Raw genomic sequence first — 12105 nt, 5'->3', positions numbered from 1 at the left:
CCTCCGCAGGCGTGAACATACTATAGTTCAGGGGTCGCCGTGAGTAGATAAATATCTGTGGCCGAATCGACCTACGGTGTCGAAGCGATGTGGCGTTCGACGCGCCGTTCGGCAGTGTCTAGTGTCTCTCTCACGTCGGCGATGGTCGCTAAGACGGGGTAGCGACACGGAAGGTCCTCGTACAGAAACTCGGTCACGTCAGGTACCAACGACGAGAGCGCACGACGGTGCGCGACGAGTGTCTCCTGTCTGTCCGAGGCGATGGTTTCGAGTCGCGTCCGGAGGACCGAAACCTGCTCGTGAAGCGCCAGCAACTCGCCGAACCCACGCTCGGAGAGTGGCCGGTCGTCGAGCGCCACGAGTCGGTCGAGAAGTGAGGAGAGACGCTCCCGCATGGACTCGACAGACGCGGTTTCGTCGTCGAGTACCTCGATGAACTCGTCGCGCTCGGAGACTGCTGTGGCCGCGGAGGAGGTGACTGTCTGGTGGAGTGCAGGTGAGAAGACACTCGCCGACTGGAACGCCACGGTTACGTCGGGTCCGAACTCGGCGACCATGCTATCTTCGAACGTGTCGCCGTACTCTTCGTCGTAGTGCGGAACCGACATCACGGTCCGTTCGTATGACCGCCGGACACGAGTGAGTGACCCGTCGTTCGCCTGGACGTGTCCGAGTGATTGCGCGGCCATCGGTGTCCGCGCCGGTGCCGTCGCCGTCAGGTCGCTGAGGTCGCTTCGGAACGCGCGAAACGCTTCCCGTTCGTCCACGCATCGGCGACGTTCCTGTCGAAGTGCCTCCTGAGCGGCGTCGAGTCGGGTGAGACTCACCGCCATCGAACCGCCCCCGGAACGTCCGACCCGACGGGTCGGTTTGGCGGCGTTCGTTCGTCGACCAACGGGAGCGACGAGAGGAGGCCACGGTCGGCGTGGGCAGCGATTCCCTGTCCGTGTGCTGCGCCCCTGCTGGCGAGGGTGTACGCCTCGGCGATTCCCTTCGGACCGGCGAGGGGGACGAGTCGAATCGTTGTTCCCATCCGGTCGATGTCCACGAGGAGGAACGACTGTGGGAACGAACACGTGGCAGGTGCGATTATCTCCCGGACACCGTCTCGAACGGCAGTCGCGGACCAGTGGATGTGTCCAGAGAGAACGAGTGGAACACGGTGTGTGGCGAGAATCTCTGTCAGGGCCGAAGCATTCCGGAGTTGATAGAAGTCGCCGTCGGGGAACTGACCGGTGTGTTGGCGGGGGTGGAAGAGGTTGTGGTGGAGGACGACGAGCGGTGTCGTCGCGTCAGCGAGGTGTTCGTCCAACCAGCGGAGGTGCTGGTCGGGGATGACTCCTTCGTGCGAGTCGTACAGGTCGAGGGCAGGACCGCCGCTGGCGGAGTCGAGGCCGACGATGTCGACGCCACCCACGCGGTGGACGAACGGGAACTCGCCAGTCGAGTATCGGTCGGCGAATGCGTCCGGCGTCGGGGCGTCGTAGTCGTCCCACTGCTTCGGCACGTCGTGGTTGCCGGGAACCGACACCCACGGGGCCGGGAGGTCTGCGAGAATCTCGTCGACGACGTCGTACTCGCTGGGCCGGCCGTCTCGCGTCAGGTCACCGAGGAGGACGGTGGCATCGACGTCGAGGTCCGTGATGGTCGTGACGGCGGTTCGGAGTCTGGTCTCGGTTCGGTGGTACACTTTCCACGTTCCCGACCCCGTCGGGGTGACGTGCGGGTCCGAGACGACGGCGAGTCGAGTCGGTGTCCGCGAAACCGGCCGTGCGAGTCGAGCGAGCACAGGTCCGGCGGAGGGGGACCCGTCCCACCTCATCGGTCTATCGTTCGGGTGTACGTGCCCAGTTCGGTCGTTCTGTGGACGCGAATCTCTCCGGTGTCGGGACACAACTCGATTCGAAGTGACGTATCGACGACGCCTGACTCGTCCCCTTGCATACACGCGTATCCACCAGTAGCGGAATGATAAACATATCGCACAGAATATATATTTTAGATTATAGTTATAGATATTCTACAGAGTCCTCAATAGTTCAATTGAGGAGGAGTCCGGCGTCGAGGAGGAGCAAGACGGCGACGAGGGCGGCACCGAGGTAGAACGGTGCAGCGTTCTCCGCAGGGGTACGAACCTTCTTCTCGACGAGTCCGTCTACCGCCCGACTCCGACCGACTTCGACGAGTCCGGTCAGGACCAACCAGAGGGCGAGCATCGTGAGGACGAGGTGGCCGCGACCCGACCCGAAGAGACTCCCGACGGTGTAGCGGGTCCCGGCGAGGTGACCACCGGTGACGAACATGAGGAGTGCAGAGACGCGCGACCCCATGGTGAGCCGAGAGATTATCGATTCGAACGCGGCGGCGCGGATGTTCCCGGCGCGCGCGGTGGGCAGGACTGCGAGTGCGAAAAAGAGGACGCTCCCGGTCCACAGGCCGCCGACCAGCAGGTGGACTGTTGCCATCACGGTGTCGATGAGTGCCATGTCCGTGAGGTTCGTTCACCGATGCTTGAAGGTTTCACCTTCGTCCTGGGTGGTACTCCACCGTGGCGACGATTGTCACCGGAGTATCGCCGGTGGTTCCGCCGTCACATCGATTTCTCGCGCGTAGTGGACGAGTGGGTCGCTTCCGGGGTGGTCGAATCCACAGGCTTCGAACAGCGTGTTGGCTCGAATCTCGACGTCGACTCCCTGTATCGGCCACGGGTCGTGGTCGATGACGCCCACGACGACGGGCCACTCGTCGGTGTAGAACCGATAGTTCTCGACGAGGAACTCGGTGAGCGACCCCGGTTCTGGTGGTTCTGGGTCGCCGACTGGCCGGTACGTCGCGTCGAAGTGCGCCGCGGGCGAGTCGCGAGAGGCAGGTCGATAACTCTGGAAATCGACGGTGCCGTCCCGTGATTCTACGGACATCGTCGCGTGGTGATACGCTAGTCGAAAGCCCAGCCGCGCGGTCAGCACACCGAGTCGGTCCGCCGCTTCGAGGGTGAAGAAGTAGACGCCCCGTTCACCTCCATCGGCGGGTTCGACGTACGTCCGGAGGTTCACCTCGGGAAACGAGAGGCCAAGCGGCGACCCGCGCGGACGGATATCCACCATGTCGAACGAGACGACGCCAAGCCACGCGTCCCCATCGTACGTCGCGACGGAGAGGTGCTCCGGGAGGTGAGACTGGACGAGTTCTGGGTCCACTGGCCAGTGGGCGAACAGCGTGTCTCGCCACCGCATCGAGAGGAGGTCCATACGAGGTGTAGGAGCTGGTGACGGGAGTCGATTTCGGCAGTCGGTGGTCGGACGCGCGTGCGTCGCCCCGGATTCGCCGAAACGACCACTTTGTTGGCCGTCTATCATCTACCATGGTCGAGAACGCGAGCGGAACCTTCGACATCGGCGGCGAGTTGACAGTCCACCGACTCGGATTCGGCGCGATGCGCATCACCGGTGACGACATCATCGGCGAACCCGACGACGTCGAGAACGCGAAGAAAGTTCTCCACGAATCCATCGCACACGGTGTCGATCTCATCGATACGGCGGACTCCTACGGCCCGGCCGTCTCCGAACGTCTCATCGGCGAAGCGCTGGCACCCTACCCGGACACCCTCGTCGTAGCCACGAAGGGAGGGTTGCTCCGGAACACCGACGGCGACTGGAAACCGAACGGCGACCCCGACTATCTCCGGAACGCCATCCTCGGAAGCCTCGACCGACTTCGCGTCGACACTATCGACGTGTACCAACTACACCGTCCGGACCCGCACGTCCCCTTCGAGGACTCGGTCCACGCGCTCGCAGAGATGAAAGACGAAGGGCTGATTCGACACGTCGGGTTGTCGAACGTCTCGGTCGAGAGACTCGACGCCGCACGCGACATCGTCGATATCGCGACGGTTCAGAACCGGTACAACGTCGCAGACCGGGAATTCGAGGCGGTACTCGACGCCTGCGAAGGCTACGACATCGGCTTCATCCCGTGGTTCCCCCTCGGTGCAGGTGACCTCGGCGACAAAGCGGATGCCGTCTCCGCAGTCGCGACCAAGCACGACAGCACCCCCCAGCAAATCGCAATCGCGTGGTTGCTCCACCGGTCGGACGTGATGTTACCCATCCCCGGAACCGCGAGCGTGTCGCACCTCCGCGACAACATCGCTGCATCGCACATCGGCCTCGACGACGAGGACATGGCCCGCCTCGACGAGTGACCATGCAGTTCATCGTCGTACAGGGCGACATCGCCACGCTGTCGGCGGACGCCCTCGTGAACGCCGCCGGGACGAGTCTTCGCATGGGGTCCGGTGTCGCCGGCGCGCTTCGGCGAGGGGCGGCCCACAGTTGAACGAGGCCGCGATGGCGAAGGGACCTATCGACCTCGGAGAGGTCGCGGTTACCGACGCGTTCGACTTGGACGCGAAGTACGTCGTTCACGCCGCGGCCATGCCTCACTACGGGGACGGGAGAGCGACCGAAGAGAGCCTCCGCGACGCGACGCGGAACGCCTTACAGGCCGCAGACGACCGGGACTGCGAGTCCGTCGTCGTCCCGGCGTTGGGGTGCGGTGTCGCTGGATTCGACCTCGAAGACGGTGCCCGCCTCATCGCCGAGGAGATTCGCGACTTCGACCCCGACTCGCTCCGTGACGTTCGGTTCGTCGCCTACAGTGACGACGAGTACGCCACCATCGCCCGGGTTGCTGAGGCAGTCGAGTGACGTCTACGGACGCAGAACGAACCCGTCGGAAATCGTGAAAAATGATTGAAAACCTGTCATGTAGTACGAGATTACATGTCTCTCTTGGCAGACAAGACGGCCGTGGTAACAGGTGGTGCAAGTGGGAACGGACGCGCGATTTCGATGGCGTTCGCTCGTGAAGGCTGCAACGTGGTGGTCGCAGATATCCAGTCAGACCCGCGGGAAGGCGGGACCCCGACCCACGAGTACGTCGAAGAAGAGACAGACGCGAGTGCGACGTTCGTCGAGTGCGACGTGACGAACCTCGACCAACTCGCCGCCGCCGTCGACGCGGCCGACGAGTTCGGAGGCGTCGACGTGATGGTGAACAACGCGGGTATCTTCCGACAACACGACTTCCTCGAAGCGACCGAAGCGGAGTACGACCAGTTGATGGACATCAACGTCAAGGGGGTGTACTTCGGCGCACAAGAGGCGGCGAAGAAGATGGTCGACAGCGGCGAAGGAGGGTCCATCATCAACCTGTCCAGCGTCGCTGGGCTCCGCGGGTCGGCGGGCTTTTCGGCCTACCACACCTCGAAAGGTGCGGTGCGACTCCTGACTTACGCACTTGCCGCAGAACTCGGTCCCGAGGGTATCAGAGTCAACGCGATTCACCCCGGCCTCATCGAGACGACGATGACGACTGAGGACGTCCCGATTTTCGGCACCGAAGCCGAAGAGGGATACATCGAGACCATTCCGACACGACGTGAGGGTCATCCCGACGACGTGGCAAACGCGGCGCTGTACCTCGCGAGCGACATGGCAGACTACGTCAACGGAGAGTCGCTCGTCGTCGACGGCGGCATGACTAACACGCTCTGACTGCGGAGTCGACTTCCACAAACTGTCTTCGTTTTTGCGCCCGAATCGACGTGGAGAGGAACTGTGCCAGATTCGACTCCCTCACCGACCACCGACCGGTGCCCCGTCTGCTCGACGGCGTACGACTCCGTGTCGATTCACGACCACGGATTGATGGTCAATCTGCTCGACAACGCTCGCTATCGCCGGGTCTGTTTCGACCCGGTGGAACGTGATGGTCGCCCACACGTCCAGTTCTTCCACCACACGCACGAACAAGTGGGGACAGACGAGTGAATCCTAACTCCACGGCCGTTCGGTGAACTCTCCAGCCTCGATTTCGCGTTCTATCTCGCGGAGTGTCGCGTCGTCGACGCTCACGAGATGACACAACGGGTGGCCCGGTGCCGCGACTGGGTTCTGGAGGACGCCCACGACGAGGCCGGTAAAGGGTGCCGCGACGCGCTTCTCCCTCGTCTTGAAGTGGTCGGAGATGGTGCAGATGGTCTCGCCTTCGTGGACGAGTGGGACTTCGCCGTACTGCATCTCGACGAGTCCGCCCACGTCTGCGCGAAGCCACGTCTTGTCTCTCGCGGAGTCGATGATGCGCGTCCACCCCGGCCAACTGACGGGAACGTCGGGGAGGACGCCGTACTCGGCGAGCACGCTCTCGACGCCGTCGAGCGCCCGGTCCACCAGCGCCGGTTGGAATCGGTGGGCGCGACCCATCTCGACGGTAATCGTCGGGATACCGTCGTTGGTGGCGACGGTCCGCAGAGAACTCGCTTCGGCCTCTCCAGAGAGGATGAGGTTGGCACCGAACGCCCGGGCGAGACGGGCGACGTCGGGGCGTGCCATGTCGGCGCGGACGTGATACATCGTCGTCCGATTCCGGGTCGAGGTGTGGAAGTCGATGCCGATGTCGCAGGGTTCGACGAAGTGTCGGTAAATCTGGTTCGCCATTCGCTCTGCGGTGTTGGCCCCGTCTCGCCCGGGAAACGACCGATTCAGGTCGAGGTCGTAGATAGGGATGTAGCGCTGTTGGGCGAGATAGCCGGGGACGTTCGCGACGTGGATGCAGACGAGCGTTCCGTGGATGTCTGACGGGTCGTACCGACTCGCCACTTCCTGCATCACCTTCACACCGTTGAGTTCGTCGCCGTGGAGGGCGGCGTTCATGAACACCGAGGGGCCGCCGTGCTCACCGTTGATGATAGTGACGGGAATCTCGACTGGGTCTCCGAGATAGGTCTCGCTAATCTCGTAGCGGAGGTGCCGCACTTCGCCCGGGGGGACCTCCGAGTCGTAGCGGAACGGTTTGGACTCCATGAGACGGCAGAGGGGAGCGACTGGTAAGAAGATTGACCAGCGGCGGAACTGCCAGTTACCTGCCCGAGTGTGCTAGTTTACCTCTCTCGAACCCTACGTCCCCGGTATGACCACCCCTCGACTCGAGGACCCAGTCGACGTCGGTGGGTTCACACTCCGGAACCGACTGTACCGCGCACCGTTACTCGAATGCGCCGGGAACGGGGCGGACGCCCCCGAGATACTGGCGTCCGAACTCGCCCCCGCTGCGAAGGCCGGCGCTGGTCTCGTCTGTCAGGGGGCGACCATCGTCAGGGAGACAGGTGGGTGCGCCGCGCCGGGGATGACTCGCGTCGCCGACCCGGCGTTCGTCGAGGCCCTCCAGACGGTGACGGACCGAGTCCACGCCCACGGGTCGGCGATTGCCATCCAGTTGGAACACGGCGGATTACGGAGTATGGAGACGTGGCACGCCGAGTATCGCCGAAAACACCCCGCGCTTCGTCAACTCGCCGTCTCTCGCCCGCCGCGTCTCCTCCGACTCCTCGACGCACTCGGCTTTCTCGACTACGACGCGCACGTGTTGACCACCGAGGAGGTGTACGACCTCGCCGCCGACTTCGGGCGGTCCGCGTCGATGGCCGTCGACGCCGGGTACGACGTGATTCACATCGCCGGCGCGAATATGGGCATCGTCCACCAGTTCCTCTCACCGTTCTACAACCGCCGCGACGACGAATTCGCAGACGGCGTCCGGTTCCTCGAAGTCGTCGCCGACGAGATTCGAGCGCAGGCCGGCGACGTTCCGCTGATGACGAAAGTGCCCGCCGAGACTGCCGCCCCGCCGGGACTTCGCCCCCACTTGACCGAAGACGACGCAGTCGACATCTGTCGTCGACTGGCAGACTACGGGTACGACGCGTTGGTACCCGTCTCGGGGTCCGTCTTCTGGGATGCGAGTATCGTCCGCGGGTCGTTCCCGGCGCGCGCGTGGCGAGACGAACGGTACCGCGAGGGGTACGCGGACGCGTTCGGCGGACCGATTCGGGCACGACTCGTGGAACTTGGGAGTCGCATCGAAGCGGCGTGGTACGACTTCGACCCGGCGTGGAACGCCTCACTGTGTCGTCGGGTCCGCGAGGAAGTCTCTGTCCCCGTGTTCTGTGAGGGGGGCATCCGCGAGCGAGGCGAAATCGACAACCTCCTCGGAGATGCATGCGACGCCGTCGGGATGGCCCGGCCGTTCTACGCGGAACCCGAACTCCCGGCGCGACTCCTCGGACCCGGCGTGTCGAGCGACACGCGCGTCGTCTGCGAGAGTTGCAACAACTGCGCGGTGCCGCAGGTGACGGGTGTGAGCGGCGTCTGCCAGACGCCCGCGGTGCTGCGCCGGGCGGGAACCCACAGAAAGGAGGGTTCATACACCAGACCCACCGAAATCGGGGCAAGAGACGACGATGACCCGGTGGGTTAATAAGGCTCTCGCCGGAGTGTCAGGATAATGGCGCGCGACCGGTCCGCGATGGAGTCGGCCGAACTAACGGCGGTGCTCAACGCGCTCGACGACGCGGACGCACGAGCCATCATCAGAGGACTCGAAGAACCCATGACGGCAAGTGAAATATCAGATACGTGTGACATCCCACTTTCGACCACGTACCGAAAGTTGGACTTACTCACCGATGCAGCGCTCCTCGCAGAAGGAACGCAGATTCGGGCCGATGGTCACCACGCGACGACGTACGAGGTAGCGTTCGACGAGGTACGAATCGCCCTCAACGAAGACCGGGATTTCGACGTGGCCGTCGGCCGACCCGAACAGACGCCCGAAGAACGGATTGCAGACATCTGGACGCAAGTCCGGAGGGAGACGTAGATGGGACACCTGACCGCGTCGCCGACGATTACGACGTTCATCATCGTCGTCAAGACGGCAATCCTCGTCCTCGGCGGCCTCATCACCTACTTCAGCTACAAGGCGTACAGACGAACTCGCTCGCCGTCGCTTCGGGCGTTGGCTATCGGGTTCGGAGTCGTCACCTCGGGTGCTCTCCTCGCCGGTGCCTTCGACGTCCTCCTCGCCGTCGATTTGGCGACGGGCGTCCTCATCGACGCGATATTGACGCTCATCGGGTTCGCAGTCATCACCTACTCGCTCTACGTCGAGTAGCGCTCGTCGCGACCCGCGACCCGCCGCTTTTCTTCACTCGTCTCTACCTCTGAGATGCCATACCGTCTCACGATTACTATTGTTCGAAATGTGCAAAACCGTTATTAGGGTGCGGACGATACCGATAGGTATGTCCGACGACGAACTGAACGAAATTCGCCAGCAAAAACGCGAACAACTCGAATCCCAGCTCCGCGGTGACGGCAGTGGTGCCGTCGAGGAAGTCTCCGAAGCGCCCTCCGAGCCAATCTACGTAAACGGTGCCGACGAGCTGAACGACGCCGTCTCGAAGTACGACGTCGTCCTCGCCGACTTCTACGCAGATTGGTGTGGACCGTGCAAGATGCTCGAACCCACCGTCGAGCAACTCGCCGAGAACACCGACGCCGCGATGGTGAAAGTCGACGTCGACGCGAACCAGCAACTCGCCGCGCAGTATCAGGTTCGTGGCGTCCCGACGATGGTCCTCTTCGCCGACGGCGAAGTCGCCGAGCAAATCGTCGGCGTCCGCGGATACGACGACCTGAAGGGTCTCATCGACTCCCACCTCGCCTAATCGGCCCCCCCACCTGCGTGCTGACGTGACTGTACCGAGTGGGAGACGTTCCATCGGCCCATCACCACCACCCACCACTCGGTATTTCAGTCTGCATCGACGGCTCCCCCATCACCACCACAACACCACCACCACACGTCGATGCGAGACTGTCCGTAGGCATCTGAAACACCACCAATCCAGAACACCCGCGTCAGCACCGTGCTGGCGGCCCTCCATATGGGTCGCCACCTCCTCGATTTTCCACCACCATGCTGGGCGGCGTTCTTCGCCGCCCACCTCCACACCGACACAGAGACACTCGTACGCGCAGTTCTTCACCCGAGGACGTAATCGAGCGCAGGATACCGTTCGAGGAGTGGGACGCCGCCGACGCGGTACCGTTCGACGAACAGGTCGAGGCCGAGGATACGACCCGCACCGAACGCCGCGATTGCGAGCAAGACGACGATGTAGGTGAGGTTGACGACGCCGTTTTCGACGTTCCAGTTCCCGAGATAGAACAGGGCCATCATCACCGCACCGGAGAAGGCCGCCAGTCGAGTCGCGACGCCGAAGACGAGTGCGAGACCGACGAACAACTCACCCCACGGGACGACGACGCTGACGAACTGGACGAAGAGGTCGTTCCCACCCAGTGCGACGAACAGGTCGGCGACGGGACTCCCGTTTTCGACGACGGAATACAGGAGATAATTCCGTGCATCGAACCCACTACCGATGTTCTCGACGCCTGAGACGGCGAATGCGATACCCATCACGAGTCTGAGCGCGAGGACGAACCACACGCTGAGTGGGTGCGCCTCTGCGTGGACGGTCACCCCCGCGACGGTACTCTCGAAATCGTTCGTTGCCATGTGACGTACACCTCTAGTCGTCAAGACGCCCGGAAATCCGATATAACGGCGACGTGGTTCTCGCGTCTGAGGAATCGTGACGTACCAACTGAGACTCCGCGAGGTTCGTTTATGTCACACTCGCTCGAAGTTCACCTATGCAACTCGTCGCCGAACCCATCGACATCGGGACGCGTTCTCCCACGGTCATCCTCAACGAGTCGGACGCGGCCGAACTCGGTGTGCACGCCCTCGAACGCATCCAACTCCGGCACGACAACCGAACCACCATCGGCATCGTGGAGTTGACCGACGAACTCGTCTCGGAAGGGACGCTCGGTGTGACACGTCGACTCGGACACATCGACGGCACAATCGACGTCTCTGTCGCACCCCAACCCAACTCGGTCTACTACATCCGAAAGAAACTCAACGACATCGAACTCGAACGACACGAACTCTCGCGTATCGTTCGCGACATCTACGAAGAGCGTCTCGCAGACGTGGAACTCGGGGCGTACGTCTCCGCGACGTACACCAACGGTCTGTCGATGGAAGAGACGCTCCACCTCACCGAGTGCATGGCCGACGTGGGTGAGTCGATTACGTGGGACGAGTCGATAATCGCAGACAAGCACTCTATCGGCGGCGTCGCGGGCAACCGTGTCACCCCGATTCTCGTCCCAATCGTCGCCGCCGCCGGTCTGAAGATTCCCAAAACGTCGTCGAGGGCGGTCACGTCCGCCGCAGGAACCGCCGATACCATGGAAGTCCTCTGCGACGTGGAGTTCTCTGTCGAAGAGATTCGCAACATCGTCGGCGAGACGGGCGGGTGTCTCGTCTGGGGTGGCGCGGTGAACCTCTCGCCTGTCGACGACCGAATCATCCGCGCAGAGACGCCGCTTTCTATCGACCCCCGGGGGCAACTCATCGCCTCTGTCCTCTCGAAGAAGAAGAGTGCCGGGTCGACGCACGTCGTGGTCGACATCCCCTACGGCGAGGGGGCGAAAGTCGAGAGTCTCGCCGAGGCACGCGAACTCGCCGAGGACTTCAACCGCGTGGGGTCGCACCTCGGGATAGCAATCGAGTGCGCGATTACGAACGGCGTCGCACCGGTCGGACGCGGTGTCGGTCCTGTCCTCGAAGCGCGCGAGGTACTCGCCACACTCGCGGGTGGCGGCCCCAACGACCTCCGGGTGAAAGCGATTCGCCTCGCCGACCTCCTGTTCGAGTCTGCGGGCGTCGATGCCGACGCCGCCGAAATACTCGACTCTGGGACTGCCCGTGAGACGTTCAACGAGATTCTCGCGGCGCAGAACGGCGACCCCGACGTGACGGCGGCGGACCTCGTTCCCGGTCGGCACACGCACACCGTCCGTGCCGACAGAGACGGCGTGGTCACCCACATCAACAACCGCCTCGTGAACGAAATCGCCAGACGCGCGGGCGCACCGAGAGACGCCGGGGCGGGAATCGAACTCCACCTCCGGACTGGAGACATGGCTGCCGAAGGTGAATCGCTCTTTACCATCCACGCGGAGTCGCCGGACAAACTCGCGGACGCGGTCGACCTGACCGAACGCGTCGAGATGGTTCGCGTCCGACACCCCGACGAGGCGTTGGTCGACCGCGTATAATCCGACCTCGCTGGTCGCGTCTCTCAGAACCCACCACCGCAGCGACCTTTTTTCCACT

The 12105-nt window shown here is 63.1% G+C and carries 15 protein-coding genes and 1 pseudogene; 9 read left to right on the top strand and 7 right to left on the bottom strand.

The annotated features are described in order from the left end of the window. Window positions 1–71: 71 nt before the first annotated feature. The 5 genes from GJR96_RS00435 to GJR96_RS00420 all read right to left on the bottom strand — a co-directional run bounded on the left by GJR96_RS00435 (window position 72) and on the right by GJR96_RS00420 (window position 3248). Window positions 72–833 carry a DUF7260 family protein gene (locus GJR96_RS00435; RefSeq protein ID WP_151160996.1) on the bottom strand — a complete coding sequence of 254 codons (762 nt, stop codon included), beginning with the start codon at window positions 831–833 and terminating at the stop codon, window positions 72–74. After that, complete coding sequence (locus GJR96_RS00430) at window positions 824–1822, bottom strand: metallophosphoesterase family protein (protein WP_151160995.1); 999 nt, start codon at window positions 1820–1822, stop codon at window positions 824–826. The genes GJR96_RS00435 and GJR96_RS00430 overlap by 10 nt, the downstream gene beginning before the upstream one ends. Beyond that, window positions 1819–1944 carry a hypothetical protein gene (locus GJR96_RS18365; protein WP_255471219.1) on the bottom strand — a complete coding sequence of 42 codons (126 nt, stop codon included), beginning with the start codon at window positions 1942–1944 and terminating at the stop codon, window positions 1819–1821. Before GJR96_RS18365 ends, GJR96_RS00430 begins: the two co-directional genes overlap by 4 nt. Before the next feature lie 95 nt (window positions 1945–2039). Beyond that, window positions 2040–2486, bottom strand: coding sequence for a transporter (locus tag GJR96_RS00425; protein ID WP_151160993.1), 447 nt, complete (start codon window positions 2484–2486; stop codon window positions 2040–2042). A gap of 75 nt (window positions 2487–2561) precedes the next feature. Beyond that, window positions 2562–3248, bottom strand: a complete 687-nt coding sequence (locus tag GJR96_RS00420) for a YqjF family protein (RefSeq protein ID WP_151160991.1) — start codon at window positions 3246–3248, stop codon at window positions 2562–2564. A gap of 113 nt (window positions 3249–3361) precedes the next feature. Between GJR96_RS00420 and GJR96_RS00415 the strand changes: the two genes are divergently transcribed. The 4 genes and pseudogenes from GJR96_RS00415 to GJR96_RS00400 all read left to right on the top strand — a co-directional run bounded on the left by GJR96_RS00415 (window position 3362) and on the right by GJR96_RS00400 (window position 5837). Beyond that, window positions 3362–4207 (top strand): aldo/keto reductase, encoded by an 846-nt coding sequence (locus GJR96_RS00415; RefSeq protein WP_151160990.1) that lies wholly within the window; start codon window positions 3362–3364, stop codon window positions 4205–4207. Window positions 4208–4209: 2 nt separating this feature from the next. Next, window positions 4210–4712: pseudogene (locus GJR96_RS00410) on the top strand (macro domain-containing protein). Between the two features lie 75 nt (window positions 4713–4787). Beyond that, the gene (locus GJR96_RS00405; protein WP_151160988.1) at window positions 4788–5561 is read left to right on the top strand and encodes an SDR family oxidoreductase; all 774 of its coding nucleotides are present in this window, start codon (window positions 4788–4790) and stop codon (window positions 5559–5561) included. A gap of 63 nt (window positions 5562–5624) precedes the next feature. After that, window positions 5625–5837, top strand: coding sequence for a hypothetical protein (locus GJR96_RS00400; protein WP_151160986.1), 213 nt, complete (start codon window positions 5625–5627; stop codon window positions 5835–5837). A gap of 3 nt (window positions 5838–5840) precedes the next feature. On the opposite strand, the gene GJR96_RS00395 is transcribed toward GJR96_RS00400, so the two are convergent. Beyond that, the gene (locus tag GJR96_RS00395) at window positions 5841–6869 is read right to left on the bottom strand and encodes a succinylglutamate desuccinylase/aspartoacylase family protein (RefSeq protein WP_151160984.1); all 1029 of its coding nucleotides are present in this window, start codon (window positions 6867–6869) and stop codon (window positions 5841–5843) included. A gap of 106 nt (window positions 6870–6975) precedes the next feature. On the opposite strand from GJR96_RS00395, the gene GJR96_RS00390 reads away from it, so the two are divergent. From GJR96_RS00390 to trxA, 4 genes are all read left to right on the top strand, one after another. Beyond that, window positions 6976–8322: an oxidoreductase gene (locus tag GJR96_RS00390; protein ID WP_151160982.1), complete on the top strand. Its 1347-nt coding sequence runs from the start codon at window positions 6976–6978 to the stop codon at window positions 8320–8322. Between the two features lie 27 nt (window positions 8323–8349). Continuing rightward, window positions 8350–8724 carry a winged helix-turn-helix domain-containing protein gene (locus GJR96_RS00385; protein WP_151160980.1) on the top strand — a complete coding sequence of 125 codons (375 nt, stop codon included), beginning with the start codon at window positions 8350–8352 and terminating at the stop codon, window positions 8722–8724. Beyond that, a complete protein-coding gene (locus GJR96_RS00380; protein WP_151160978.1) occupies window positions 8725–9018 on the top strand; it encodes a DUF7521 family protein in 294 nt (97 codons plus the stop codon). Between the two features lie 130 nt (window positions 9019–9148). Next, entirely contained in the window at window positions 9149–9574 is a 426-nt protein-coding gene (gene trxA, locus GJR96_RS00375) for a thioredoxin (protein WP_151160976.1), read from the top strand. A gap of 317 nt (window positions 9575–9891) precedes the next feature. Here the strand turns inward: trxA and GJR96_RS00370 are convergent, their stop codons facing one another. Next, the gene (locus tag GJR96_RS00370; protein ID WP_151160974.1) at window positions 9892–10431 is read right to left on the bottom strand and encodes a DoxX family protein; all 540 of its coding nucleotides are present in this window, start codon (window positions 10429–10431) and stop codon (window positions 9892–9894) included. A 137-nt stretch (window positions 10432–10568) separates the two neighbouring features. Here GJR96_RS00370 and GJR96_RS00365 point away from each other — a divergent pair, with 137 nt between their 5' ends. Continuing rightward, on the top strand, window positions 10569–12047 hold the full coding sequence (locus GJR96_RS00365) for an AMP phosphorylase (protein ID WP_151160972.1): 1479 nt from the start codon (window positions 10569–10571) through the stop codon (window positions 12045–12047). The last annotated feature ends 58 nt before the right edge of the window (window positions 12048–12105 follow it).

The organism is Haloferax litoreum (assembly GCF_009674605.1).
Lineage (GTDB): Archaea > Halobacteriota > Halobacteria > Halobacteriales > Haloferacaceae > Haloferax > Haloferax litoreum.
This window is presented reverse-complemented; position numbering and strand designations above follow the sequence as displayed.

Bases quoted from the DNA above. Each gene is read 5' to 3' on its own strand.
- trxA (WP_151160976.1), top strand. From the start codon at position 9,149: ATGTCCGACGACGAACTGAACGAAATTCGCCAGCAAAAACGCGAACAA.
- GJR96_RS00390 (WP_151160982.1), top strand. From the start codon at position 6,976: ATGACCACCCCTCGACTCGAGGACCCAGTCGACGTCGGTGGGTTCACA.
- GJR96_RS00405 (WP_151160988.1), top strand. From the start codon at position 4,788: ATGTCTCTCTTGGCAGACAAGACGGCCGTGGTAACAGGTGGTGCAAGT.
- GJR96_RS18365 (WP_255471219.1), bottom strand. From the start codon at position 1,944: ATGCAAGGGGACGAGTCAGGCGTCGTCGATACGTCACTTCGAATCGAG.
- GJR96_RS00370 (WP_151160974.1), bottom strand. From the start codon at position 10,431: ATGGCAACGAACGATTTCGAGAGTACCGTCGCGGGGGTGACCGTCCAC.
- GJR96_RS00380 (WP_151160978.1), top strand. From the start codon at position 8,725: ATGGGACACCTGACCGCGTCGCCGACGATTACGACGTTCATCATCGTC.
- GJR96_RS00430 (WP_151160995.1), bottom strand. From the start codon at position 1,822: ATGAGGTGGGACGGGTCCCCCTCCGCCGGACCTGTGCTCGCTCGACTC.
- GJR96_RS00425 (WP_151160993.1), bottom strand. From the start codon at position 2,486: ATGGCACTCATCGACACCGTGATGGCAACAGTCCACCTGCTGGTCGGC.
- GJR96_RS00420 (WP_151160991.1), bottom strand. From the start codon at position 3,248: ATGGACCTCCTCTCGATGCGGTGGCGAGACACGCTGTTCGCCCACTGG.
- GJR96_RS00385 (WP_151160980.1), top strand. From the start codon at position 8,350: ATGGCGCGCGACCGGTCCGCGATGGAGTCGGCCGAACTAACGGCGGTG.
- GJR96_RS00365 (WP_151160972.1), top strand. From the start codon at position 10,569: ATGCAACTCGTCGCCGAACCCATCGACATCGGGACGCGTTCTCCCACG.
- GJR96_RS00435 (WP_151160996.1), bottom strand. From the start codon at position 833: ATGGCGGTGAGTCTCACCCGACTCGACGCCGCTCAGGAGGCACTTCGA.
- GJR96_RS00415 (WP_151160990.1), top strand. From the start codon at position 3,362: ATGGTCGAGAACGCGAGCGGAACCTTCGACATCGGCGGCGAGTTGACA.
- GJR96_RS00395 (WP_151160984.1), bottom strand. From the start codon at position 6,869: ATGGAGTCCAAACCGTTCCGCTACGACTCGGAGGTCCCCCCGGGCGAA.